Origin of the sequence: Janthinobacterium sp. SUN100, assembly GCF_030397705.1 — a bacterium.
GTDB classification, from domain to species: domain Bacteria; phylum Pseudomonadota; class Gammaproteobacteria; order Burkholderiales; family Burkholderiaceae_D; genus Janthinobacterium; species Janthinobacterium kumbetense.
On record NZ_JAPUBU010000001.1, the window covers coordinates 1633660 to 1656830 of the forward strand.

Genomic DNA, 23171 nt, shown 5'->3' on the forward strand with positions numbered 1-23171 from the left:
GAGCAACCGCGGCAGGCAGGCTGCCGCGATCTGATGTTTATTTGAGCTGCGTCAAAATGCGTTCCAGCGAAGCCTGGTCGACGATGGCGTCGCCCACCAGCACCGGGTCGATGCGCTTGGCCAGGCCCATCAGGACCTTGCCCGGACCGCATTCGATCACTTGCGTGATGCCATCCGCGGCAACCTTTTGCATGGTTTCCACCCAGCGCACGGGGCTGGCCGCCTGGCGCACCAGCGCATCCTTGATGCCGGCCACGTCGTTGACGATGGCCACGTCGACGTTGTTGATCAGGGCGATCTGCGGCGCGGCGAACGTCAGGCCGGCCATGTACTCGCGCAAACGGTCCGACGCGGGCTTCAGCAGCGACGAATGGAATGGCGCGGAGACGGGCAGTTTCATGGCGCGCTTGGCGCCCTTGGCCTTGGCCAGTTCGCAGGCGCGCTCGACCGCAGCCGTGTGGCCGGCGATGACGACTTGCGCTGGCGCATTGAAATTGACGGGCTCGACCACCAGGGCCGGGTTTTCCGCCGCCGCTTCCGCACAGGCGGCGCGCACGTCGTCATCCGACAGGCCCAGCACGACAGCCATCGTGCCCTGCCCGACGGGCACGGCTTCCTGCATGGCTTGCGCGCGGAAACGCACGAGCGGCACGGCATCCTTGAAGGAAATGACGCCGGCGGCGACCAGCGCCGAGTATTCACCGAGACTGTGACCGGCCACGACCGTCGGCACGGGGCCGCCGGCCGCCAGCCAGGCGCGGTAGAAGGCCACGGCCGCCGTCAGCATCACCGGTTGCGTGTTGGTGGTGAGATCCAGTTCTTCCTTCGGACCTTCGGCGATCAGCTTGCCCAGGTCGAATTGCAGGGCGTCCGACGCTTCGGCGACGGTCTGCGCAACCACGGGGTTGCCGGCGAAACCGTCGAGCATCGCAATCGCTTGCGAGCCTTGGCCTGGGAAAACAAATGCAAATTGTGTCATGTCGACTCCGTTTTTTTAATAATGTTGCGGGATTACATGCGCGCCAGCACGGCGCCCCAGGTAAAGCCGCCGCCCACGCCTTCCATCATGACGTTGTCGCCCTTCTTGACGCGGCCGTCGCGCACGGCGATGTCGAGCGCCAGCGGAATCGAGGCGGCCGAGGTGTTGCCATGCTGGTCGACGGTGACGACCATCTTGTCCAGCGGCAAGCCGAGTTTCTTGGCCGTGCTGTTCATGATGCGGATGTTCGCCTGGTGCGGGATCAGCCAGTCGATCTGGTCCGAGGTCATGTTGGCATGTTCCAGGGCTTCGTGCGCGACTTTTTCCAGTACGGACACGGCCAGCTTGAACACGGCCGGGCCATCCATGTAGAGGAAGGCGCTGCCGTCCAGCGCGCCGCCAGCCAGACTGCCCGGCACGCTGAGGATGTTCGAATGGCGGCCGTCCGCGTGCAGCTTGGTAGCCAGGATGCCCGGCTCTTTCGATGCCGTCATGACGATGGCGCCGGCGCCGTCGCCGAACAGCACGCAAGTGCCGCGGTCGTCGAAATTGAGGATGCGCGAAAACACTTCGGCGCCGATCACCAGCACGTTCTTATGCATGCCCGACTGGATGAAGCTGTCGGCCGTGGCCACCGCATACACGAAACCGCTGCAGACGGCTTGCACGTCTACGGCGGCGCAGTTATTCGTGATGCCCAGCTTGTTTTGCACGATGCAGGCGGTGCTGGGGAAGCTGCCGAAGAAATCGGGGGTCGAGCTGGCGACGATGATCAGGTCCAGGTCGTTGCCGTTCAGGCCAGCCATTTCCAGGGCCTTTATGGCCGCTTCCACGCCCAGGTCCGAGGAGTTTTGCGTCGGCGCCGCGTAATGGCGCGCCGAAATGCCGCTGCGCGACACGATCCATTCATCCGACGTCTCGATGCCCTTGGCGGCGAGCTGTTCGGTCAAATCCTGGTTGGTGACGCGCTTCTCCGGCAAGTAGCTGCCGGTACCGATAATTTTGCTGTAAGTTTTGCTAAAAACAGTCATGCAAATACCCGTCCACTAAATGGTAGAGCTTGTTGATGTAGGTTCGTCCGGTACTGGCGTGCGCGGCATCAGCTCGGCGATCAGGCTGGCCAGGTGCGCTTGCACGTCATTTTTTGCCGCATCAAAGGCGCGGCGCAAGGCCCATTCGAAGGAATAGGCATCGGCGCTGCCATGGCTCTTGAAGACGAGACCACGCAAGCCCAGCAGGCTGGCGCCGTTGTAACGCGATGGATTCAAGCGGTTGCCGATGGCTTTCAGGGCCCCGCGGGCGATCAGCGCGCCCAGCATGGTAATCGGATTGCGCTTGAATTCGGAAGTGAGCACGTCTTTCATGAAGCGCGCCAGGCCTTCGATGGCTTTCAGGGTGACATTGCCGACAAAACCGTCGCAGACGACGATATCGGTCGTACCCTTGAAGATATCGTTGCCTTCCACGTTGCCGTAGAAGTTCAGCGCGCCACGCTCATGGTCGGCCTGCAGCAGCTTCGAGGTGAGTTTCACCACTTCATTGCCCTTGATATCTTCCGTACCCACGTTCAGCAAGCCGATCGTGGGGCGTGCAATGCCTTCCATGGCGGACACGAGCACGGAACCCATGATGGCGAACTGGTGCAAGTGATGCGGTTCGCAATCGACGTTGGCGCCCAGGTCCAGCATGTAGGTGGGGCCGTTCTTTTGATTCGGCAAGATGCTGCAGATGGCCGGGCGGTCGACGCCGGACATGGTTTTCAATACATAGCGCGACACGGCCATCAAGGCTGCCGTATTACCGGCGGAAACGGAGGCTTGCGCCACGCCGTTCTTGACCTGTTCGATGGCCACGCGCATGGAGGAATCCTTCTTGCGGCGCAGGGCCACTTCCAGGGGATCGTCCATGGTAACTTGTTCGGAGGCATGCAATACCGACAGGCGCGGATGCGTGTCGGCTTTATGTTTTTTCAGTTCGGCACGGATCACGTCTTCCAATCCAACAAGGATCAGTTCGGCTTCAGGCTCATGTTTTACGAAGGAAATTGCTGCGGGGATAGTGACTGAGGGACCGTGATCTCCGCCCATGCAGTCGATAGAAATTTTGATTGTCATTTGTGTTGATTCAATACCGCTGCGGGCGTGCGGCAAGATGTGAATCGGACTGGAGCATATGCAGGGCGCAGCATGTCATGCACCGCCTGAGCAAGCTTGATTCAAAATGACGGGTGCGCAAGATGAATTGCAGCCGATAAAAAAGAAGAAGCGGCGCCACGCCGAATAACCACGCAACACCGCTTTCATCTTACCCAACAAAAACGTCGATTACTCGTCGTTTTTGGTCTTCAACACTTTACGACCACGATAGAAGCCGTTAGGGCTGATATGGTGACGCATGTGTGTTTCGCCGGTAACTGGCTCGACGCTCAATTGCGGCGCGACCAGGAAGTCGTGCGAACGGTGCATGCCGCGCTTGGAAGGGGTTTTCTTGTTCTGTTGAACTGCCATGATGACTCCTAATACATAAGTTCTAAAATTTTAGCACAATCGATTAGCAAATACATGCGAATCGAGTATCCCAGCGGCAAAGACTACCCGAAAATAGCCCGGACCGACATCGTTTATTACAATTACATTTCACTACACTTGCCATACTCGATTACTACACGCGTTTGACACGTTCTCTAAGCGGACCCTCACAAACCTACTGCGCGTCCCACTATCGCCTCGGCGTTGCTCAGCGTACTTCCGTACGCTTGCGCTACTCAAGACGATATTGGACCGCTCGCTACGGTTTCTGAGGCCCCCTATAAACTACCACTACTACTTATTCTCTATTCTCTTAACTTATTCTGGCTTCAAGTCCTTCAGTGCCGCGAACGGCGACTTCTTTTCAGTCTTGAGGGCATCGAGCTGCGCCGTATCGGGGCAGACGTCGTGTTTGGGTACCTGCGGCAGGGCCAGCAAGGCTTCATCTTCGATCAGGGCCGCGGCATCCATGCTGCGGCTGCCGACGATCACGTCGATCGTTTCATCGTTGATGATTTCTTCGATCTCGTCCGCGTGCTCGTCATCCTTGCCCAGCATCAGAACAGTCGAAGAATCTATCACGTAAGCATACGGAGTCAGGCAGCGCTGGCAAACCAGCTGAACGGTGCCGTTGACCGACAAGGTCAGTTGCGGGTAGCCCAGCTTGCTGGTGCCGCCGACGATCTTCCAGGCGATCTCGCCGGAATTATCTGCACAATCCTTGGTCAACCGGGTCATTTCAGCGACAGGAGTTACACCCTCGCGGCTCCCGCTGATACGACAAAAATCAAAGGCGTCGATCACAAAAGCATTCATTGGTAGAAAATTTCCCCGGAAAACCTGCGATAATAACAGGGTTTTTAGCACGGAGTCAAAGGCTAAGCATCTTTTTTGACGCAATCATTGCCATAAACATGACAACTTCATTAACACCGTCATGCCGCATGGAGCCTCAGTCAGGGGCTCTGCGCCCTAGAGTTTGCGTGAAATTCCACTGACATCGACCAGCGCGGCCATGCCGGCCGCCATCCACTACCGAATGATACCAACTTCCGCCCCATTGCGCTTGATTCTTGCATCGAGTTCGACCTACCGCAAGGAATTGCTGGAACGCCTGCGCCTGCCTTTCGAAGTCGCCGTGCCCGATCTCGACGAAAGCCCCCTGTCAGGCGAAAGCCCCAGCGCCACGGCCCTGCGCCTGGCCCAGGCCAAGGCGCAGGCCGTGCTCGACCGCCATCCTGGCAGCCTCGTCATCGGCTCAGATCAGGTCGCCACCCTCGATGGCGCACAGATCGGCAAGCCCGGCAACCATGCGAATGCCCTGCTGCAACTGCAAACCATGCGCGGACGCCAGACTGTGTTCCACACGGCACTGTGCCTGCTGGACGGACGCCAGGCGGTGCCTGTGGCACAGGTGGAAGATATCCAGACCCTCGTCACCGTGCGCGACTTGCCCGACGCGGAACTGGACGCCTACCTGCGCATCGAGCAGCCGTACGATTGCGCCGGCAGCGCCAAGAACGAAGGCCTGGGCATCGCCTTGCTTGAACGCATCGCCACCACCGACCCGACCGCCCTCACCGGCTTGCCGCTGATCGCCCTCACCGGCATGCTGCGCAAGGCAGGCGTCACGTTTTTCACCCTTTAATTTACCGACAATAAGAATATGACCGGCACCCTGTACCTGATTCCCAACCACCTCGGCCTGTCCGACAGCCCGGCCGACCCGCTGGCCCATATCATTCCAGAGCAAGTACGGCACATCACGTCCCAGCTAGATTATTTCGTTGCGGAAAATGCCAAGACGGCGCGCGCCTTCCTGAAATTGATCGGCAACCAGCATCCGCTGGCCAAGCCACTGCAGGAAATCACGATTTCCGAACTGAACGTGAATACCCCGGCGCAAGCGCTGGCCGGCTTGCTGGCTCCCCTGCTGGCGGGGCGCGACGCGGGCCTCGTGTCGGAAGCGGGCGTGCCCGCCGTGGCCGACCCTGGCGCCGACCTGGTGCGCCTGGCGCATCAGCACGGTATCAAGGTGCGTCCGCTGGTGGGCCCGTCGTCGATCCTGCTGGCCGTGATGGCCAGCGGCTTGAACGGCCAGAGCTTCGCCTTCAACGGCTACCTGCCCACGGACGCGGCCCTGCGCGCCAAGCGCCTGAAGGAACTGGAAGGGCGTTCGCGCAATGAAAAGCAGACCCAGCTGTTCATCGAAACGCCATACCGCAACGCCGCCATGCTCGACGCCCTCGTGGCGCAATGTGCGCCATCGACCCTGATCTGCGTCGCCACCGACCTGAGCCTGGACACGGAAAGCGTGCAAACGTGGAATGGCGGACAGTGGAAGAAACAATTGGCTGCAGGCAAGGCTCCTGACTTCCACAAGAAACCGACCGTGTTCTTGCTGCTGGGACAGTAAACGACAAACGCCACGGACACATTATCCGTGGCGTTTTTTTATTACAGCACTACCAAGACAAGTGTAATTACACTCTTCTAGTGCCCGTATTCTTCTGTCCACCTTTACCTGTTTCCAGCACGAACTTGGCGCCGTCGTCGCGACCCAGCACCTTGACCAGGTACGGCATGACTTCGCGCAACATCGGCTCCAGGGTGTACGGCGGATTCAGGATGAACATGCCGCTGCTGTGCAAGCCGAAGCCGTCCGGCGACGGGGTGTTCACCGTCAGGGTCACGTGCAGCCAGTCCGAGCTGGGCAGTTGCTTCAGCTTGTCAGCGAACTGGCGCGATTCCATGCGCTGCAGTACGGGGTACCAGACGGCATACATGCCCGACGGGAAGCGCACGAGCGCGTCGGCCAAGGTGTCCTTGACCTTGCGGTAATCCATCTTGTCTTCATACGGCGGGTCGATCAGCACCAGCGCGCGACGCGATGGCGGCGGCAGCAGGGCTTTCAGGCTCTGGAAGCCATCCGCCTTGGTGATGATGACGCGCTTGCCGCGCACGGTCGGACGCTCGCCCTGGGCCAGCGCATGGGCCTCGACCTTGCGGAAGTTGTCGGCCAGAATCTTTGCATCGGCGGGATGCAGCTCGAACAGGCGCAGACGGTCTTGCTCGCGGCTGACCTTGTCGGCGCAGTACGGCGAACCCGGGTAGTAGCGCATCTTGCCGCTCGGATTCATTTCCTTGATCAGCTTCATGTACTCGGCCAGCGAGGCCGGCAAGTCCGTGCGGTCCCACAGGGGCGCGATGCCCGTTTCGTACTCGGCATTTTTCGACGCATAGCCGCCGTCGAGCGCATACACGCCCGCGCCGGAATGGGTATCGATATAACTATAGGCGGTATCTTTTTGATTCAGATATTGCAACAACTGAATCTGCACATAATGTTTCAACACATCGGCGTGATTACCCGCGTGAAAGGCGTGGCGGTAACTCAACATAAGCTGGCTAATTCCATAATAAAAATAAATAAAGGCGGGAGCGCTGACACCGGGCAGGGCATGAAAACAGACTGGAGGGGTCAGGCTGCGGGGCCAGGAAACAGCATGGACCAGCGTAATCAGCGCGCAATTACCAGCATTATCCACCAGAAAGGTGCGTTGCATCAAAAAACACGGATAAACAAGCTCATGCATTCCCGCGACTGGCGTCGCCGGGCGCGGTAGAATACGCGCATCGGGCGCCCGGCGCCCATCGCCCTACTGAATAGATACGACCATGCACAGCCTGACCCTCACGACCGATAACCGCGCCGACGTCGCGGCAGCCCTGGCCGGCCCGCGCTGGACGGTGGCCTGCCTGTGCGCGCTGTGGTGCGGCACTTGCGGCAGCTACCGCGCCACGTTCGAGGAACTGGCCGCGCGCCACCCGGACACCGTCTTCGTCTGGGTCGATATCGAAGACCAGGCCGACGTGGTGGGCGACCTCGACATCGACAACTTCCCCACCCTGCTGATCCAGCACGACGACAACGTGGCCTTCTTCGGCACCGTGCTGCCCGACGGCGGCCTGGCGCACCGCATGGTGCAGGCGCAGCAGGCGCTCAGCGCGCAGGAACTGGCTGCGCTGGCCGGCAGCACGCAGGAGCGGCGCGACTGGCAGCGCGACTGCAATCTGCGCAACCTGCTGGCCGCGACACTCGATCAGTAAGATCAGCCCAGGCGCAGCGGCAGGCTGCGCAACCGTTTCCCCGTCAAACTGAACACGGCATTGGCCACGGCCGGCGCGATCGGCGGCGTGCCCGGCTCGCCCACGCCTTCCGGATGCTCGGCGCTGGCGATGATGATGGTTTCCACCTCGGGCGTTTGCCCCATGCGCAGCACGGGATAGTCGTGGAAGTTGCTTTGCTCGACTTTGCCTTCCTGGAACGTGATTTCGCCGCCCAGCGCCGCCGACAAGCCGAACAGCACGGCCGACTCCATCTGCTGGGCGATGATGTTCGGATTGACGGCGATGCCGCAATCGATGGCGCACACCACGCGCTGCACGCGGATTTCGCCATTTTCCACGGATACCTGCGCCACTTGCGCGACGATGCTGCCGAACGACTGGTGCAAGGCCACGCCGTGCGCATGGCCGGGCGGAGGACTGCCCGCCCTGGCAACGGCCGCATCGAGCACGGCCAGGTAGCGCGGATGTTTCACCAGCATGGCGCGGCGGAAGGCGACGCCGTCCTGCCCCGCCGCATGCGCCAGTTCGTCGATAAAGCTTTCCTTGAAGAATGCATTGTGCGAGTGCCCCACCGAGCGCCAATAGCCTACCGGCACGGCACTGTCGGCGATCACGTGGGCGATGCGCTGGTTGGCGATTTCATACGGCATGTCGAATTCGCCTTCGGCCGTCGTCTTGTCCGGCCCCGCACCGGGCAAGCCGAAATTGCGCTGCAAAAACTGGTGCGTGATGGACCCGCTGACGGATTTGTTGTCCCAGGACGCGATGCGGCCGTGTTCGTCGAGGCGGGCCGCGAAGCGGGCCAGCGCGGCGGGACGGTACATATCGTGCCTGGTGTCCTGTTCGCGCGTCCACACCAGCTGCACGGGCGCGCCGCCGCATTGCAGCGCGATGGCGACGGCCTGGGCCACCATATCCACTTCCAGGCGGCGGCCGAAACCACCGCCGAGCAGCAGCACCTCGATCGTCACATCCTTCGCATCGACGCCGGCCACTTTCGCCGCCACGTCGACGGCGATGCCGGGCGCCTGCGTCGACACCCACAGCATCACCTTGCCATCCTTGACTTGCGCGGTGCAGTTGACGGGTTCCATGGCGGCGTGCGCGAGGAACGGCGCGCGGTACTCGGCCTTGACGCTGCGCAAACCCTGCACGGCCTTGCTTTCCACCTCGCCGCTGGCGTGGTACGCATGGCCCGCCTCACTGTCGAGCAGGCGGGCAAACTCCGCATACACGCCGGCGCTGGACAGGTTCGCCTGCGGACCGGCCTTCCACTGCGTCGGCAAGGCGGCGGCCGCCTGTTTCGCGCGCCACCAGGTGTCGGCGACCACGGCGGCGCACGACGTGACCGACGTGCCGCGCTGGGGCAGGTGCGGCGTCAGGTCCACCACCTTTTTCACGCCCGGCATGGCGAGTATGGGCGCCGCGTCGAACGCGGCCAGGGTGTCGCCCAGGCGCGGCGGCAGATGCAGGGCCGCATACAGCATGCCCGGCGGACGCGCATCGATGCCGAAACGCGCACTGCCATTGACTTTCGACGGCGTGTCGCGGCGCGGCGCCGGCTGGCCGATCAGCTTGAAATCCTTGGGGGATTTGAGCACGGGCGTGCCTGGGTCGACGCCGGCGGCGCGCTGCGCCAGGCTGGCGTAGCTGGCGCGCCGTCCATCCGGGTGGACCACTGCGCCATCTTCCGTGCGGCATTGCGCGGGCGGCACTTGCCACAGCGCGGCGGCGGCGCCCACCAGCATGGCGCGCGCCGACGCACCCGCTTCGCGCATGGGGCCCCAGCCATCCTTCACGCTCGACGAGCCGCCCGTAACGACCACGCCCAGTTCGCGCGCCGCCTTGGCCACCGTCCACTGCGCCAGCGCCTTCAGCCGGCCCTGGTCGTCCGGGTGGAACGGCAGGCTATCCTTGAGCATGGCGACATTACCGAAGATTTTATCCATGGGCGCCTGGATCAGCTTGACGCTGCTCAAAGGCACGTCGAGTTCCTCGGCCACCAGCATCGGCAAGGCCGTGTGCACGCCCTGCCCCATCTCGCTGCGCGGCATGGCCAGGGTCACCGTGCCGTCCGTGCCTATGGCCAGCCAGCCGTTCAGGGCCACGGCGCCATCCTGCAGCGGCAGCGGCGCGCTGCCATGCAGGCGCTGGCGCGGCGGCAACACGCCCCAGCCCAGCACCAGGGCGCCCACGCCGGCCACGCCGAGACCCAGGCCGCCGAGCAGGAAACGGCGGCGCGACGTGTTTTTTTCTCCGGCCATGGGATACCCTTTAATTGGTTAGTGGTTGATCCAGCGGATCGATCCAGCGCTCCAGCATATCCTGTGCCAGCACCGGACGGCTATAAAAATAACCTTGCGCCAGCTTGCAGCCATGGCGCAGCAGGAAGGCGGCCTGCTCTTCCGTCTCCACGCCTTCGGCAATCACGGACAATTGCATGCTCTTGCCCAGCTGGATGATGGCGATCGCGATCGCCTCGTCGTTGACGTCCGTCGAGATATCCTTGATGAAGGAGCGGTCGATCTTCAGCGTCTGCACGGGCAGCTGCTTCAGATACGCGAGCGAGGAATAGCCGGTGCCGAAATCGTCGATGGCCAGGCCCACGCCGATGGCGTGCAAATCGTTGATGAAGCCCAGCGCGTCGCCCGTGTTCATGATCACCGATTCCGTCACTTCCAGCTGCAGGCGCTGCGGCTCGAGGCCCGTTTCCGTCAGGATGTCGGCCACCATGCCGGCGATGCTGCCCCGCTCGAACTGTTTTACGGACAGATTCACGGCCATCTTCGGCACGTGCAAACCCTGCGCCTGCCAGCGCATCATCTGGCGGCACGCCTCGTCGAGCACCCATTTGCCCAGCTGGTTGATGAAACCGCTGTCCTCGGCCAGCGGAATGAAGCGGGCCGGCGGCACCAGGCCCAGTTCCGGATGGTTCCAGCGCACCAGCGCCTCGACGCCGACCAGGCGGCCCGTGTCGATTTCCACCTGCGGCTGGTAATTCAGGAACATCTCGTTTTTCTCGATCGAGCGGCGCAAAAAGGTTTCCAGGCGCAGGCGCTCGACGCCTTCGCCCGTCATCGACGGCGCATAGAAGCGGTAACCGTTGCGCCCGCGCGCCTTGGCCTGGTACATGGCCACGTCGGCATTGCGGATCAACATATTCAAGTCCAGCGCATCGTCCGGATACAGGCTGATGCCCACGCTGCAGGTGACGAACAGTTCGTGGTCGGCCACCGTGAAGGGCTGGTCGAACATGGTCATCAGCTTTTCCGCCACCTGCGTCGCACCGTACTCGCCATCGACGCGTTCGAGCAGGACGATGAATTCATCGCCACCCAGACGCGCCAGGGTGTCGCCTTCGCGCAGGCGGGCCGCCAGCTGGCCGGCCACCTTTTGCAGCAATTCGTCGCCCACATGGTGGCCCAGGGTGTCATTGACGTTCTTGAAGCGGTCCAGGTCGATGAACAGCACGGCCAGCTGCTCCTGGTCGCGCGCGGCGCGCAGCAAGGCGTGCTGCAGGCGGTCGTGGAACAGCAGGCGGTTCGGCAGCGCCGTCAGCGGGTCGTGGTGGGCCATGTGGTCGAGCTTTTCCTGCGACTCCTTGATCAGGGTGATGTCGCTGAACACGCCCACGTAATGCGTGGTGGTGGCGTGCGTGTCGCGCACGGCGCTGATGGTCAGCCACTCCAGGTACAGTTCGCCGTTCTTGCGCTGGTGCCAGATTTCACCACGCCAGAAACCGCTGGCCTTCAATTCGTCCCACATAGCCTGGTAAAACGCCGCGTCGTGGCGCGCCGAGCGTGTCAGTGACGAGTGCTGGCCCACCGCCTCGGCCTCGGTATAGCCGGTGATCTGCGTGAAGGCGGGATTGACGGTGACGATGACGCCGCTGGCATCGACCACCATCACGCCGTCGGCAATATGTTCGAGCACGGTGGCCGACAGGCGCAGCTTTTCCTCGGCTTCCTTGCGCGCCGTGATGTCGGCATACACCCAGATGCTGCCTTCATTGGGGCGCAGCGGATCGAGCGCGCAGCCGCTGACCAGCGCCCAGAACAGGCTGCCGTCGCGCCGCTTGTACTGGCGCTCCTCGCTGAAATCGCCGCCCTGGGCCAGCGCCGGATACTGGCGCTCGCCCGCATCCTCGAAGTCATACGCGCTCGCAAACACGATGGACGTCGAACGGCCCGTCATCTCGGCATGGTCGTAGCCGAACAGCTCTTCGCAGCGGCGATTGACGGAAATGATGCGGCGGTGGCGCACGAACATCACGCCGAACATCACGTTGTCGAGAATCGCGCTCTGCTCCGTCAGCAGCGCTTCGATGCGCATCTCGTGGTGCTTGCGCTGGCTGATGTCTGCAATGATGCCGTCGACCCAGATGACGCCCTGCTCGCCCGCCTGCGGCTGGCCATTCTCGGCTACCCAGCGTTCGATGCCGAAAGCGTCGATGATGCGGTATTCCAGCGCATATGGACGCACCTCGGCCACCGCCTGGCGCACGGCGCGGCGGTGCTCGCGGCGGTCTTCCGGGCAGATCAGGTCGGCCCAGGCATGCGTGGTGCCGCGCATGAACTGGCGCGCCGAATAGCCGGAAATTTCCTCGATGGCGTCGCTGACGAAGTCGATGGGGCCGTCGGGCCGGTAGCGGAAGACGGCGCCCGGCACCTGCGTGACGATGGTGCGGAAGCGCTCTTCGCGCTGGCCCACGTCCTCGAACAGCTGGCCGATGGCCGCGCGCATTTGCTCGAGCTGGGCCGTCAGGCGACCCAGTTCGTCATTGCTGTGCGAAGCCAGCGGCGTGTCGAAATCGCCGTGCGACAGGCGGTCGGAAAAGCGCGTCAGGCGGCGCAGGGGTTTCAACAGGCGGCGGTTCAGGAACAGCACGATCAGCGCCATCGACACGGCCAGCTGTGCGCCCAGCACGAAAATATAGGAGATCTGCTTTTCGCGCAGCTCCTGCTGGCTGCGCGCATCGTCCATTTCGACGACGACGTGGCCGATGCGTTCGCCGCGCACGAGGATGTCGCGCTCGGCGCGGTACAGATTGCCCACGGGGCGCTGCGGCGCCCGCAGGCGGATGAATTCCGTGTCGCCCTGCCCCAGCACCTTCACCAGCAGCACGGAGCGGTCGCGCATCACCGACTCGACCAGCGAGTGGGCCGATTCCGCATTCATGTTCCACAGCGACTCCTGCATGCCCAGCGCCAGGATGTCGGCATTGCGCTGCAAGGCTTCGTTCAGGCTGGTGCGCGCCGACTGGCGCTCATGCACGCCGACCAGCACATAGCTGCCGAAAATGGCGGGCACGACCAGCCCGCCAAAGACCACCAGCAGCAAGGCGCCATAGATCGACGAGCCATACAGCACGCGCAGGCTGGCGCGCAGGCGCTGAGAAGGTGAATTAAACATGCGGCAACAGGGCAACAGGGATCAGGCGGGCGATCATTGACTTTACAGGGGAATCGGGTGGCGAGGCGGGACGAATCTTTATCAGGAGCAATTATGCATGCAAAAAGCGGGAAAAGTCACCAACAAACACGCGCCGGCGGCTACCTGATGTCATATAAACAGGGTTGAAAAACCACACGCATGCCGGCGCGCCAGGCCGGCGCCAGCAGAAAAGCGCGCAGCTTGCTATCATCGCGCCACTTTACCTAGAGGAACCATCATGACCTTCTCCATCTACTCCGCTTCGATCCCCGTCTTCAAACAGATCCTGGGCAGCCTGGCCGCCATCCTGGACAAGGCGGAAACGCACGCGCAAGACAAGAAAATCGACCCGAACGCCCTGCTGCAATTCCGCCTGTTCCCGGACATGCTGCCGTTCGTGCGCCAGATCCAGATCGCCACCGACTTCGCCAAGGGCTGCGGCGCGCGCCTGGCCGGCGTGGCCGTGCCGCCGTATGAAGACAGCGAACAGAGCTTTGCAGAGCTGAAGGCGCGCATCGTGAAAACCATCGCCTTCCTGGAAAGCCTGCCGCAAGCGGACATCGACGGCAGCGAAACGCGCGCCATCACCACCGGCAGCGGCGAAAAGACCAAGCACTTCACGGGCCAGACCTATCTGTTCCACTACGCGCTGCCGCACTTCTTCTTCCACGCGACGACGGCGTACGACATCCTGCGCCACAATGGCATCGAAGTGGGCAAAAAGGACTTTATCGGCAGCTTCTGAGACGCATAAGCAAATCTGCTGCGCGGCGCGCCTTGCGGCCTGCGATGCTCGCCGTACTTGAGTACGGCTGCGCTTCTTAGCCGCAAATCATCGCCGCTCGCGACGATTTGCTCAAGCGTCGACGCAATGGAGTAAAGCAATACTCTATTGCGTCGCTATTCAGCTATTAAGTATTCCGGCGCGGATACCCTTGCGCCAGGATGCGCACCCACACCACTTCCTTCTCTTCATCCGTCATCGACACCCAGTGGGCCACTTCCACCACGCTGCGGCCGCAGCCGCGGCAGATTTCATCGAACGTCGTCGAGCACACGGCCACGCAGGGCGTATCGGGACGCGGCGGCAATTCCTTGTCAGCCATCAGGATACCTTCGGCAAGCCGAGCTTTTCCCAGCCTTCAGTGCCCAGCGCTTCCAGCGTGGCAATATTCTTGTCGAAAATTTCCGATGCTTCCGGGAATGCCTCGACGGCGCGCTCGATGCTGTCTTCGCGCAGCAAATGCAGGGTCGGGTAGGGCGAACGGTTGGTGTAGTTGCTGATGTCGTCCTCGAACGTCTCGGCAAACTGATAGTCAGGGTGGAAACTGGCCACTTGCAGTTCGCCCGCCAGGTGCATGTCTTCCACGGCCGCGTCGGCCACATCGAGGAACTCGTTGTAGTCGAGGAAATCGTTCAGGGTATATGGATGGATCAGCAAGGTCGTGTCGATCTGCTCGGGATCCGTGTCGGCCAGGATTTGCAGCTCGTCCATCAGCAGCGCCAGCAAATCTTCCGGATTGCTCGATTCGCACACCACGTAGCGGATCTGCTTCTTGACGTGCACGGCCTTGGCGAACGGGCACAGGTTCAGGCCGATCACGGCCTTTTCCAGCCAGGCAACGGTATTGGCGATGATGACGGCGTTGTCGTCGTCGTGGCGCGTCGGGGTGTTCATATACTTAACTCTCTATCAATATGGCGGCCGGCAGCCGAATGGCCGGCCAAAGCCAAATTGTACGCACTTTTGCGCAGCCTCATGCCCGGCGCTGTCCAAGCTTGCGCCAGCCTCTTCGCCATGTATGCTATAACAGCGGCCGAATCACGCATTGGGCAAATTAAATTTGCAATAATGACAGCATTTGCGAATGGAAACTCAGCCGTATCCCACTTATTGCCGCTTATTTCCTGTCATCATGCTGACATAATTCTTGACTCCTGCATGTGGATATACGTACACTCGCTGCTTGATCATGGGTCTGTCCGATGTTTCTCCGACGACAACAATGGAACACTATGCACGAAAACTCCTTTAAATCTACCGTCCTGGCGGCGTTGGCACTGGCGCTTGCGCCCGCCCTCAGCCAGGCGTACGAAGCCGGTGTTGAGAGCGATAACGCGCCAGTCGCCGCCGCACCTGCCCTGATCCCGATGACCGCCCAGGTCACGGCGAAACTCCCCACCCTCGACAACCGCCTGCAAAAGACCGACCGCCTGCTGAAAAACCTCAGCGACAATTCCGATCCGCTGCGCGAAGCCGACGTCTGGGGCCGCATCCGCAGCGGCTATGCGATTCCCGACATCAACAACCAGCTGGTGGCCAACCACGTCAACTGGTACGCCACCCGCCCCGACTACATCGCCCGCACGACGGCGCGCGCCTCGCGCTACATCTTCCACGTGGTGCAGGAACTGGAAAAGCGCGGCATGCCGACGGAACTGGCCTTGCTGCCGTTCATCGAGTCCGCCTTCAACCCGCAAGCGTTCTCCAGCGCCAATGCGGCCGGCATGTGGCAATTCGTGCCCGCCACGGGGCGCGATTTCAACCTCAAGCAAAACATGTTCAAGGACGAGCGCCGCGGCGTGCTGGCCTCGACCGATGCGGCCCTGACGTACCTGCAGCGCCTGTATGACATGTTTGGCGACTGGCAACTGGCCCTGGCCGCCTACAACTGGGGCGAAGGCTCGGTGCAGCGCGCCATCAAGAAAAACCAGGCGCTGGGCAAGCCAACCGACTTCGAAAGCCTGGCCGACCTGATGCCGGCCGAAACGCGCAACTACGTGCCCAAGCTGCAAGCGGTGAAAAACATCATCGCCAATCCGGCCCAGTTCGGCCTGACCCTGCCCGTGGTCGACAACCAGCCCTACTTCACGGCCATCGACAAGACCAGCGACATCGACATCACCGTCGCCGCCCAGCTGGCCGAACTGTCGATGGATGAATTCAAGGCCTTGAATCCGCAATTTAACCGCCCCGTCATCATCGGCGGCGAAAAGACCAAGATTCTGTTGCCACAGGAAAACGCCGCCAAGTTCACCACCAACCTGGCGCAATGGGGCCATGCCTTGTCGAGCTGGACGACGCACAAGATCACCAATGCGCGCGAACGCATCGAAACCCTGGCGTCGAAATTCGGCACCACGGCCGACGTGCTGCGCCAGGCCAACAATATTCCGCAGCGCACCAGCCTGCGCGCCGGCTCCACCATCCTCGTGCCAAAAACCTCGGCCACGATGAACAAGGACATCACCCAGGAAATCGCCGACAGCGCCACCATGCTGCTGGAAGCGGACCGTCCGGAACGGGCCGCCAAGGCACTGCGCCGCGCCGCCAAGGGAGGCAAGGTGCAAGCCGCGCCAATTTCCCTGGTGAAACCGCGCATCCAGCGCGGCGGCGGCAACAGTCGCGCCAAGGCCCGCCACTGATCGCCTGAGCTGTATTGACCTACCTCACCGGCCGCCACAGCCTTGCTGTCGCGGCCGGTTGCACATCCGCCTTACCCGCCCACCTACCCAGACAGGAGTCGTCATGGCTTTCTTGCAAGGCAAAAAAATTCTCATCACGGGCTTGCTGTCGAACCGTTCCATCGCCTACGGCATCGCCAAGGCTTGCCACCGCGAAGGCGCCACCCTCGCCTTCACCTACGTGGGCGAACGCTTCAAGGAGCGCATCACGGAATTTGCGGCGGAATTCGGCAGCGAACTGGTCTTCGACTGCGACGTGTCCAGCGATGAACAGATCAGCGCCGTCTTCAGCGACCTGGCGCAGCACTGGGAACACCTCGATGGCCTGGTGCACGCCATCGGTTTCGCGCCGCGCGAAGCGATCGCCGGCGACTTCCTCGACGGCCTGTCGCGCGACAGCTTCCGCATCGCGCACGACATTTCCGCCTACAGCTTTCCCGCCATGGCCAAGGCCGCCCTGCCCCTGCTGCATCCGGGCGCCTGCGTATTGACCCTGACTTACCTGGGCGCCGTGCGCGCCGTGCCCTACTACAACACCATGGGCCTGGCCAAGGCGTCGCTGGAAGCGTCCGTGCGCTACCTGGCCGAATCGCTGGGCCCGCGCGGCATCCGCGCCAACGGCATCTCGGCCGGCCCCATCAAGACCCTGGCCGCTTCCGGCATCAAGGATTTCAGCAAGCTGCTGGGCTTTGTGGCCGAACACGCCCCGCTGCGGCGCAACGTCACCATCGAAGAAGTGGGCAACACGGCCGCCTTCCTGCTGTCCGACCTGGCTTCCGGCATCACGGGCGAGATTACCTACGTCGATGGCGGTTTTTCGCAAGTGATGGCCGTCAATCCCGAAGTAGAGTAATGCGGTGGCGGCCGATATTCTGCGGTTGTCACTTGACAACCGCAGAATATCGACCTACATTGGAGGCCATCGCATGGCGCGCTCCCCGCACCCGAAGAAGGACATCGAAGCGGCGCTGCGCCACGCGGAAAACCAGGGCTGGCGCGTGGAAGTGGGTGGCAGCCATGCCTGGGGCAAGATCTACTGCCCGTACAACGATGCCAGCTGCCGTTGCGGCGAATTCTGCATCGCCTGCATCTGGAGCACGCCGAAAAATCCCGACAACCATGCGCGGGCGATCCGCCGGGTGGTCGATAATTGCACTTTCAATAAGCTGATGCACGACTGCATGCAACGCAAATCCAGGGGGTAGCCATCATGGATTACATCTTTACTCTCAAATACCGCCTGCCCGACAACGAAACCGACCTCGATGCGCTGGCCGAGCGCCTGGGCGGCGGCGGCTGCGACGATGCCCTGGCCGGCATCGGGCAAGCGGGCCGCCTGGCGCTGGAATTCACGCGCGAGGCCAGCAATGCCAGCGAAGCACTGCTGAGCGCCATGGCCGATGTGAAAGCCATCGTGCCCGGGGCCGTGCTGGCCGAGGCCGCCCCCGACTTCGTGGGACTGACGGACGTGGCGCAAGTGCTGGGCTTGTCTCGCCAAAACCTGCACAAGCTGATGAACAAACACCGCCACAGCTTCCCCGCGCCCGTGCATGAAGGCAGCGCCACCATCTGGCACCTGGCCGACGTGCTGGCTTGGCTGCAGGCCAAGGGGACTTACCAGCTGGAACGCAGCCTGGTCGACGTGGCGCAAGCGGCCCGGCAAATCAACCTGGCCAGGGAAACGCGACAGGCGCCGCCGCTGCCCGCCGACATCGTGGCCATGCTCCATTAAACGGAAGAAAACTACGTATTCTTACTGATTTCACATAGGAAACATGAGCAAAACGTGGTAGGACTGTCGTTTCTTCCCATTTAAGCCGTGCAAAACGGCAGCAAATACGGTATAGTGTCGTTGTGCGCTGCAATATGTTTCCTTGAAGCGATGGCAACACCGCAGTTACATGCACTACAAACTTAGCAGCTTCGCAAGCCTTAGCGCATCCACAGGATGCCGCTTAATAAAGCCCTCCCGCCTTGTGTGTCGCACCTGACACCGTCCCGGCGCAAAGCTTTTGTGCCGAAATTTCTTTCTAGTTGAGTCATTTCGTTTTGGTTGGCGTTGCTATTTTGCGTTCTGCTTTTTGCAAGAACGCTGATTTTCACGAAAGAAAAAGAATGACATTTGAATCCTTAGGCCTGCATCCGTCCATCCTCGCCGCTCTGACCGAATCGGGCTACACCGCGCCAACCGCGGTACAGTCGCAAGCGATTCCAGCCGCGATCGAAGGCCGTGACCTGCTGGTCTCGTCGCAGACCGGTTCGGGCAAGACCGCAGCATTCATGCTGCCGTCGCTGCACAAACTGGCCAGCGCCGAACAAAGCGCCGCCGGCAAGACGCCAAACCAGGAAATGCAAGCATCGCGCGCCCGCGGCGAGCGTCCACGCTTCAAGGCTGCCCAGCCAAAAATGCTGGTGCTGACGCCAACGCGCGAACTGGCCCTGCAAGTAACGACCAACACCGACAAGTACAGCACCGGCATCCGTCGCATCAAGGCTGTGTCGATCCTGGGCGGCATGCCTTACCCTAAACAGATGCAATTGCTGGCCAAGAATCCTGAGATTCTGGTCGCGACCCCTGGCCGTTTGATCGACCACATGGACTCGGGCAAGATCGACTTCTCGCAACTGGAAATCCTGGTGCTGGACGAAGCCGACCGCATGCTGGACATGGGTTTCATCGACGACATCGAAAAGATCGTCGAAGCGACGCCGGAAGGCCGTCAAACCATGCTGTTCTCGGCAACGCTGGATGGCGTGGTCGGCAACATGGCCCGCCGCATCACGAAAAACCCGCTGGTCATCCAGGTGGCAAGCTCGAGCAACAAGCATGAAAACATCACGCAGCGCGTCCACTTCGTCGACGACCTGTCGCACAAGAATCGCCTGCTGGACCACCTGCTGCGCGACGAAACCTTGGACCAGGCTGTTGTGTTCACCGCCACCAAGCGTGACGCCGACACCATCGCCGACCGTCTGAACATCGCCGGTTTCTCGGCTGCCGCCTTGCACGGCGACATGCATCAGGGCGCGCGCAACCGCACCCTGGACGGCATGCGCCGCGGCCAGGTCAAAGTGCTGGTTGCCACCGACGTTGCCGCCCGCGGTATCGACGTGCCAACGATCACCCACGTGTTCAACTACGATCTGCCGAAGTTCCCGGAAGACTACGTCCACCGCATCGGCCGTACCGGCCGCGCTGGCCGCAACGGCCTGGCCATCTCGCTGGTGAACCACGCTGAAGGCATGAACGTCAAGCGCATCGAACGCTTCACCAAGCAATTGATCCCGGTCAATGTCATCGAAGGTTTCGAGCCAAAGAAAACGGCATCGGCACCACGTTCGAGCGCCCGTCCAGGCGGTTGGAAACCAGGCGACAACCGTGGCGGCGCGAAGCCAGGCCAACGCACGTTCAGCAAGCCAGGCGCACCGCGTAAAGACGGCGCACCAAGCACCGGCGGCGGCTACAAGGGTTCCAACCCGCGCAGCACCGACGGCGCACGCCGCAGCTACGGCGACCGTTAATCACGGTTTGCCATTGCCTCTAGGCATGCAATGAAAAACGGCCACCAGATCGCTCTGGTGGCCGTTTTTTTATGCCCGCAACGCTTTATTTCTTCGACACTTTCTGGCGCGACAGCTTGCGCAGCTTGGCCTGCTCGAAGCGCACCTGCTGTTCCGGCGTCTCCAGCGCCAGCGGCGGCACGGCCACGGGCTTGCGGTTCGCATCCACGGCCACCATCGTGAAATAGCAGCTGTTGGCGTGGCGCACCAGGCGCTGCTGGATGTTTTCCGTCACCACGCGGATACCCACTTCCATCGACGTCGTGCCCGTGTAATTGATCGAGGCCAGGAACGTCACCAGTTCGCCCACGTGGATAGGCTGCAGGAACATCACCTGGTCCACCGACAGGGTGACCACGTAGCTGCCCGAATAGCGGCTGGCGCAGGCATAGGCAACGCTGTCGAGGTATTTCAGGATGGTGCCGCCGTGCACGTTACCGGAAAAATTGGCCATATCGGGCGTCATCAAGACCGTCATCGTCAGTTCGTGGGCCGACCAGTTCATCGCGCTGTCCAAAGTGTTCTCCAAAGGGGGAAATTAAAAGTGAGGGAAGATGTGAAAACCGGCCCCAGGGGCCGGTAGCGGGACTTAAAGGCCCAGGGTATCGATGTCGGCCAGCGAGTCGCGGCCCTTGTCGGAAATGTCGTGGCCCTCGCCTTCGGCGCGCGCCACGATGTGGGCTTTCTTGCCCAGGAAATAAGCCACGTCCGAGTCCAGCTTGGTCAGCGGATCGGTGGCGACGGCGCGCAGCCCCATGATGCAGCGGCGCAGGAACAGCAGTTGTTGTGCTTTCTCGGTGATGGACAAACGGCCATCGCGTGCATAGCTGAGCAGCTTCAGGCCGGACAGGCGCTTGGCATTGCGGGCAACGCAAGCGCTGGGGCGCTCGGTCTTGATGCCGCGTGCAACTTGCTCCAGCGCGTCATATTCATCGGTCGTTAATTTCTCGTTCTTCATTACTTTTCCATAAAAGGCCAGGTGTTCGGCCCCCATGGTACGCGCCCCGCTGCGCATCGGCAACAGGCAACGTGAATCTACCGCCGCCCGCCAGGCGGCCAGGCGGCGGAAACACGGGCGTGACGACCGTTATTTGTAGCTGCGCAGCAGCAGCCATGCCAGGCCGCAACCGGCCACGGCGCCCGCCAGGGCCAGCGCCACGAGGTTTTTGCTGGTGATCACAGGGCGCCGGCCCAGGTAAATTTTGTTATGCAAGGAATTGCCCACGATGGTCTCCTGTACAAGAATTTTTATGATGTCTCATTATAAGAACAGAATCGTGACGGCCGCATGACACTCGACAGTTAGAGCTTGATTTGTATCCACTCGGCAACATTTATTGGCGTTTTTGTTGTTTAAATGGCGTGGCGCTGGCGGCCACCGCGCAATCCATTTCCGATCGGAAATAAACGCGGCGCGCCCCTCCCCGCCGCCGCCATGCCGGCGGCGCACCGCACCCCGTCACTGCATTTTCACGGGCGGTGGCGGCGGCGTCGGCTCCTCGACGGGCACGGGCTCGATATGGGGCGGCGTTTCCGGCGGCGGCGTGACGGGATCGCCTTCCGGCGGTGGCGGCATATCGGGTTCGGGCGTGCTGTGCGCACGCAACAGGGCAGGACGGAATTGGGTTTGCATGTGACCTCCTTTGCCCCACTCTAGCCGATGCGGCCAAATCCTGGCGCCCGCCAGTGGCAAGCCGCTGCGGGAACTAAACGGCGCAGCGCCACTCCAACCTGGCAGGTCTCTCTCCTGCGAGTACAAGCGATCCCCATGGCGCGCAAGAAAATCCTCTTTATGGCCGAGGCAGTGACCCTGGCCCATGTCGGCCGCCCCCTGAGCCTGGCCCAGGGACTCGACGAGGACAAATATGAGGTGCATTTTGCCTGCGCCGATGGCTATGACTTTTGCTTCAAGCAAACGCCCTTTCGCCGCTGGCGCATCGACAGTATTTCATCGCTGCAATTCCTGCAAGCCTTGGCGCACGGCAAGCCCGTCTACACGGAAAGCACCCTGCACGCATATGTGGAAGACGACTTGCGCCTGCTCAATACCGTCCAGCCCGATCTCGTGATCGGCGACTTCCGCCTGTCGCTGTCCGTCAGCGCGCGCCTGCAGCGCATTCCCTACCTTACCGTCAGCAATGCCTACTGGAGTCCGTACGTGCGCCAGCACTACACGGTGCCCAGCCTGCCCCTGACCAGCCTGCTGCCCATCTGGCTGGCAGCCCCCCTGTTCCGCCTGATCCGCCCGCTGGCCTTCGCCTCGCATGCCGTCCCCCTGAACCGCGTGCGCCGCCGCCATGGCTTGCCCTCGCTGGGCAGCGACCTGCGGCGCATCTATACGGATGCGGACCGCACCGTGTACGCGGATATTCCGCAACTGTTCCCGCCGCACGCCATGCCGTCCACGCACGACTACCTGGGCCCCATCATCTGGGCGCCGCCGCTCGACTTGCCGGATTGGTGGCAGCGCCCGGAACTGAGCAGTGGACGGCCCATCATCTACGTCACCCTGGGCAGTTCCGGCCAGGGGCAATTGCTGCCGCGCGTGCTGCACGCGCTGGCGCCCCTGCCCGTCACCGTATTGGCGGCCACGGCCGGCACCGGCCGCGTCGATGCCGTGCCGCCGAATGCCCACGTCGCGCCCTTCTTGCCGGGCGACGCGGCGGCCCGGCGCGCCAGCCTGGTGATCTGCAACGGCGGCAGCCCCACCAGCCAGCAGGCGCTGACGGCAGGCGTACCTATCATCGGCATCGCCGGCAACCTCGACCAATTCCTCAACATGCACGGCATCGCGGGGACCGGCGCCGGCCTGCTGCTGCGCGCCGACCGCTTCCAGGAAACTGCCCTGCGCCATGCCGCCACGCGCATGCTCGACGATGGCCGGGCCAGGCTGGCGGCGCGTCAGCTGGCCACGGCCATGCGCGACTATGTACCAGGGCAACGCTTGCTGCCCCATATGCACGCCCTGCTGGATCCTTCGCCGCAAGGCGGCCAGCCTTGACGGGCGGCGTCGGCTTTTCTTACAGAGAGTCCGGCAACACCTGCAGCACGTCAACAAAAGCACGCCAAGTCCT

At 62.1% G+C, this 23171-nt stretch carries 25 protein-coding genes; 11 read left to right on the top strand and 14 right to left on the bottom strand.

The features are described 5' to 3' along the window. Nucleotides 1-37: 37 nt before the first annotated feature. The 5 genes from fabD to O0881_RS07160 form a co-directional block, all read right to left on the bottom strand. Nucleotides 38-979 carry an ACP S-malonyltransferase gene (fabD, locus tag O0881_RS07140; RefSeq protein WP_077406717.1) on the bottom strand — a complete coding sequence of 314 codons (942 nt, stop codon included), beginning with the start codon at nucleotides 977-979 and terminating at the stop codon, nucleotides 38-40. Nucleotides 980-1011: 32 nt separating this feature from the next. Further along, nucleotides 1012-2010 (bottom strand): beta-ketoacyl-ACP synthase III, encoded by a 999-nt coding sequence (locus O0881_RS07145; protein ID WP_289910724.1) that lies wholly within the window; start codon nucleotides 2008-2010, stop codon nucleotides 1012-1014. Between the two features lie 15 nt (nucleotides 2011-2025). Continuing rightward, nucleotides 2026-3093: a phosphate acyltransferase PlsX gene (plsX, locus tag O0881_RS07150; RefSeq protein ID WP_034779241.1), complete on the bottom strand. Its 1068-nt coding sequence runs from the start codon at nucleotides 3091-3093 to the stop codon at nucleotides 2026-2028. Between the two features lie 210 nt (nucleotides 3094-3303). Further along, nucleotides 3304-3486, bottom strand: a complete 183-nt coding sequence (gene rpmF, locus O0881_RS07155; protein ID WP_034749653.1) for a 50S ribosomal protein L32 — start codon at nucleotides 3484-3486, stop codon at nucleotides 3304-3306. 339 nt (nucleotides 3487-3825) lie between these two features. Beyond that, the gene (locus O0881_RS07160; RefSeq protein ID WP_289910725.1) at nucleotides 3826-4323 is read right to left on the bottom strand and encodes a DUF177 domain-containing protein; all 498 of its coding nucleotides are present in this window, start codon (nucleotides 4321-4323) and stop codon (nucleotides 3826-3828) included. 223 nt (nucleotides 4324-4546) lie between these two features. Between O0881_RS07160 and O0881_RS07165 the strand changes: the two genes are divergently transcribed. Both O0881_RS07165 and O0881_RS07170 read left to right on the top strand, forming a co-directional pair. Next, nucleotides 4547-5155: a Maf-like protein gene (locus tag O0881_RS07165; protein ID WP_289910726.1), complete on the top strand. Its 609-nt coding sequence runs from the start codon at nucleotides 4547-4549 to the stop codon at nucleotides 5153-5155. Between the two features lie 18 nt (nucleotides 5156-5173). Then, entirely contained in the window at nucleotides 5174-5923 is a 750-nt protein-coding gene (locus O0881_RS07170; RefSeq protein ID WP_289910727.1) for an SAM-dependent methyltransferase, read from the top strand. 67 nt (nucleotides 5924-5990) lie between these two features. On the opposite strand, the gene rlmJ is transcribed toward O0881_RS07170, so the two are convergent. Beyond that, a complete protein-coding gene (gene rlmJ / locus O0881_RS07175) occupies nucleotides 5991-6908 on the bottom strand; it encodes a 23S rRNA (adenine(2030)-N(6))-methyltransferase RlmJ (protein ID WP_070255356.1) in 918 nt (305 codons plus the stop codon). Here rlmJ and O0881_RS07180 point away from each other — a divergent pair. Both O0881_RS07180 and O0881_RS07185 read left to right on the top strand, forming a co-directional pair. After that, nucleotides 6852-7133 carry a hypothetical protein gene (locus O0881_RS07180; protein ID WP_171984907.1) on the top strand — a complete coding sequence of 94 codons (282 nt, stop codon included), beginning with the start codon at nucleotides 6852-6854 and terminating at the stop codon, nucleotides 7131-7133. The genes rlmJ and O0881_RS07180 overlap by 57 nt on opposite strands. 52 nt (nucleotides 7134-7185) lie before the next feature. Continuing rightward, the gene (locus O0881_RS07185) at nucleotides 7186-7617 is read left to right on the top strand and encodes a thioredoxin family protein (RefSeq protein WP_289910728.1); all 432 of its coding nucleotides are present in this window, start codon (nucleotides 7186-7188) and stop codon (nucleotides 7615-7617) included. A gap of 2 nt (nucleotides 7618-7619) precedes the next feature. Here the strand turns inward: O0881_RS07185 and O0881_RS07190 are convergent, their stop codons facing one another. Beyond that, nucleotides 7620-9902 carry a xanthine dehydrogenase family protein molybdopterin-binding subunit gene (locus tag O0881_RS07190; protein ID WP_289910729.1) on the bottom strand — a complete coding sequence of 761 codons (2283 nt, stop codon included), beginning with the start codon at nucleotides 9900-9902 and terminating at the stop codon, nucleotides 7620-7622. Between the two features lie 10 nt (nucleotides 9903-9912). Beyond that, nucleotides 9913-13050 (bottom strand): EAL domain-containing protein, encoded by a 3138-nt coding sequence (locus tag O0881_RS07195; RefSeq protein ID WP_289910730.1) that lies wholly within the window; start codon nucleotides 13048-13050, stop codon nucleotides 9913-9915. A 259-nt stretch (nucleotides 13051-13309) separates the two neighbouring features. Here O0881_RS07195 and O0881_RS07200 point away from each other — a divergent pair, with 259 nt between their 5' ends. After that, nucleotides 13310-13816 carry a DUF1993 domain-containing protein gene (locus tag O0881_RS07200; protein WP_071322895.1) on the top strand — a complete coding sequence of 169 codons (507 nt, stop codon included), beginning with the start codon at nucleotides 13310-13312 and terminating at the stop codon, nucleotides 13814-13816. A gap of 166 nt (nucleotides 13817-13982) precedes the next feature. Here O0881_RS07200 and O0881_RS07205 read toward each other — a convergent pair whose 3' ends face one another. Both O0881_RS07205 and O0881_RS07210 read right to left on the bottom strand, forming a co-directional pair. Then, nucleotides 13983-14177: a DUF1289 domain-containing protein gene (locus O0881_RS07205; RefSeq protein WP_034779267.1), complete on the bottom strand. Its 195-nt coding sequence runs from the start codon at nucleotides 14175-14177 to the stop codon at nucleotides 13983-13985. Next, nucleotides 14177-14749: a DUF1415 domain-containing protein gene (locus O0881_RS07210; protein WP_289904335.1), complete on the bottom strand. Its 573-nt coding sequence runs from the start codon at nucleotides 14747-14749 to the stop codon at nucleotides 14177-14179. Before O0881_RS07210 ends, O0881_RS07205 begins: the two co-directional genes overlap by 1 nt. A 338-nt stretch (nucleotides 14750-15087) precedes the next feature. On the opposite strand from O0881_RS07210, the gene O0881_RS07215 reads away from it, so the two are divergent. From O0881_RS07215 to O0881_RS07235, 5 genes are all read left to right on the top strand, one after another. Continuing rightward, entirely contained in the window at nucleotides 15088-16497 is a 1410-nt protein-coding gene (locus O0881_RS07215) for a transglycosylase SLT domain-containing protein (protein WP_289904334.1), read from the top strand. A 103-nt stretch (nucleotides 16498-16600) separates the two neighbouring features. Continuing rightward, nucleotides 16601-17389 carry an enoyl-ACP reductase FabI gene (fabI, locus tag O0881_RS07220; RefSeq protein WP_099667252.1) on the top strand — a complete coding sequence of 263 codons (789 nt, stop codon included), beginning with the start codon at nucleotides 16601-16603 and terminating at the stop codon, nucleotides 17387-17389. 73 nt (nucleotides 17390-17462) lie between these two features. Continuing rightward, nucleotides 17463-17741 carry a hypothetical protein gene (locus tag O0881_RS07225; protein ID WP_289910731.1) on the top strand — a complete coding sequence of 93 codons (279 nt, stop codon included), beginning with the start codon at nucleotides 17463-17465 and terminating at the stop codon, nucleotides 17739-17741. A gap of 5 nt (nucleotides 17742-17746) precedes the next feature. Further along, nucleotides 17747-18268 (top strand): AlpA family phage regulatory protein, encoded by a 522-nt coding sequence (locus tag O0881_RS07230; protein WP_289910732.1) that lies wholly within the window; start codon nucleotides 17747-17749, stop codon nucleotides 18266-18268. Nucleotides 18269-18651: 383 nt separating this feature from the next. Next, nucleotides 18652-20058 carry a DEAD/DEAH box helicase gene (locus O0881_RS07235; protein WP_071322891.1) on the top strand — a complete coding sequence of 469 codons (1407 nt, stop codon included), beginning with the start codon at nucleotides 18652-18654 and terminating at the stop codon, nucleotides 20056-20058. Nucleotides 20059-20143: 85 nt separating this feature from the next. Here the strand turns inward: O0881_RS07235 and O0881_RS07240 are convergent, their stop codons facing one another. The 4 genes from O0881_RS07240 to O0881_RS07255 all read right to left on the bottom strand — a co-directional run bounded on the left by O0881_RS07240 (nucleotide 20144) and on the right by O0881_RS07255 (nucleotide 21730). Further along, nucleotides 20144-20602, bottom strand: coding sequence for an acyl-CoA thioesterase (locus O0881_RS07240; RefSeq protein ID WP_071326331.1), 459 nt, complete (start codon nucleotides 20600-20602; stop codon nucleotides 20144-20146). Between the two features lie 84 nt (nucleotides 20603-20686). Next, entirely contained in the window at nucleotides 20687-21055 is a 369-nt protein-coding gene (locus O0881_RS07245; RefSeq protein WP_099667251.1) for a hypothetical protein, read from the bottom strand. Nucleotides 21056-21184: 129 nt separating this feature from the next. Continuing rightward, complete coding sequence (locus O0881_RS07250; RefSeq protein WP_180979422.1) at nucleotides 21185-21322, bottom strand: hypothetical protein; 138 nt, start codon at nucleotides 21320-21322, stop codon at nucleotides 21185-21187. A gap of 234 nt (nucleotides 21323-21556) precedes the next feature. Then, nucleotides 21557-21730, bottom strand: coding sequence for a hypothetical protein (locus O0881_RS07255; protein ID WP_162835752.1), 174 nt, complete (start codon nucleotides 21728-21730; stop codon nucleotides 21557-21559). A gap of 135 nt (nucleotides 21731-21865) precedes the next feature. Here O0881_RS07255 and O0881_RS07260 point away from each other — a divergent pair, with 135 nt between their 5' ends. Further along, nucleotides 21866-23098: a glycosyltransferase gene (locus tag O0881_RS07260; protein WP_289910733.1), complete on the top strand. Its 1233-nt coding sequence runs from the start codon at nucleotides 21866-21868 to the stop codon at nucleotides 23096-23098. Nucleotides 23099-23171 lie beyond the last annotated feature (73 nt).

Coding starts and splice junctions, on each gene's coding strand:
- fabD (WP_077406717.1), bottom strand. CDS start 979: ATGACACAATTTGCATTTGTTTTCCCAGGCCAAGGCTCGCAAGCGATT.
- O0881_RS07145 (WP_289910724.1), bottom strand. CDS start 2,010: ATGACTGTTTTTAGCAAAACTTACAGCAAAATTATCGGTACCGGCAGC.
- plsX (WP_034779241.1), bottom strand. CDS start 3,093: ATGACAATCAAAATTTCTATCGACTGCATGGGCGGAGATCACGGTCCC.
- rpmF (WP_034749653.1), bottom strand. CDS start 3,486: ATGGCAGTTCAACAGAACAAGAAAACCCCTTCCAAGCGCGGCATGCAC.
- O0881_RS07160 (WP_289910725.1), bottom strand. CDS start 4,323: ATGAATGCTTTTGTGATCGACGCCTTTGATTTTTGTCGTATCAGCGGG.
- O0881_RS07165 (WP_289910726.1), top strand. CDS start 4,547: ATGATACCAACTTCCGCCCCATTGCGCTTGATTCTTGCATCGAGTTCG.
- O0881_RS07170 (WP_289910727.1), top strand. CDS start 5,174: ATGACCGGCACCCTGTACCTGATTCCCAACCACCTCGGCCTGTCCGAC.
- O0881_RS07180 (WP_171984907.1), top strand. CDS start 6,852: ATGTTTCAACACATCGGCGTGATTACCCGCGTGAAAGGCGTGGCGGTA.
- rlmJ (WP_070255356.1), bottom strand. CDS start 6,908: ATGTTGAGTTACCGCCACGCCTTTCACGCGGGTAATCACGCCGATGTG.
- O0881_RS07185 (WP_289910728.1), top strand. CDS start 7,186: ATGCACAGCCTGACCCTCACGACCGATAACCGCGCCGACGTCGCGGCA.
- O0881_RS07190 (WP_289910729.1), bottom strand. CDS start 9,902: ATGGCCGGAGAAAAAAACACGTCGCGCCGCCGTTTCCTGCTCGGCGGC.
- O0881_RS07195 (WP_289910730.1), bottom strand. CDS start 13,050: ATGTTTAATTCACCTTCTCAGCGCCTGCGCGCCAGCCTGCGCGTGCTG.
- O0881_RS07200 (WP_071322895.1), top strand. CDS start 13,310: ATGACCTTCTCCATCTACTCCGCTTCGATCCCCGTCTTCAAACAGATC.
- O0881_RS07205 (WP_034779267.1), bottom strand. CDS start 14,177: ATGGCTGACAAGGAATTGCCGCCGCGTCCCGATACGCCCTGCGTGGCC.
- O0881_RS07210 (WP_289904335.1), bottom strand. CDS start 14,749: ATGAACACCCCGACGCGCCACGACGACGACAACGCCGTCATCATCGCC.
- O0881_RS07215 (WP_289904334.1), top strand. CDS start 15,088: ATGCACGAAAACTCCTTTAAATCTACCGTCCTGGCGGCGTTGGCACTG.
- fabI (WP_099667252.1), top strand. CDS start 16,601: ATGGCTTTCTTGCAAGGCAAAAAAATTCTCATCACGGGCTTGCTGTCG.
- O0881_RS07225 (WP_289910731.1), top strand. CDS start 17,463: ATGGCGCGCTCCCCGCACCCGAAGAAGGACATCGAAGCGGCGCTGCGC.
- O0881_RS07230 (WP_289910732.1), top strand. CDS start 17,747: ATGGATTACATCTTTACTCTCAAATACCGCCTGCCCGACAACGAAACC.
- O0881_RS07235 (WP_071322891.1), top strand. CDS start 18,652: ATGACATTTGAATCCTTAGGCCTGCATCCGTCCATCCTCGCCGCTCTG.
- O0881_RS07240 (WP_071326331.1), bottom strand. CDS start 20,602: ATGAACTGGTCGGCCCACGAACTGACGATGACGGTCTTGATGACGCCC.
- O0881_RS07245 (WP_099667251.1), bottom strand. CDS start 21,055: ATGAAGAACGAGAAATTAACGACCGATGAATATGACGCGCTGGAGCAA.
- O0881_RS07255 (WP_162835752.1), bottom strand. CDS start 21,730: ATGCAAACCCAATTCCGTCCTGCCCTGTTGCGTGCGCACAGCACGCCC.
- O0881_RS07260 (WP_289910733.1), top strand. CDS start 21,866: ATGGCGCGCAAGAAAATCCTCTTTATGGCCGAGGCAGTGACCCTGGCC.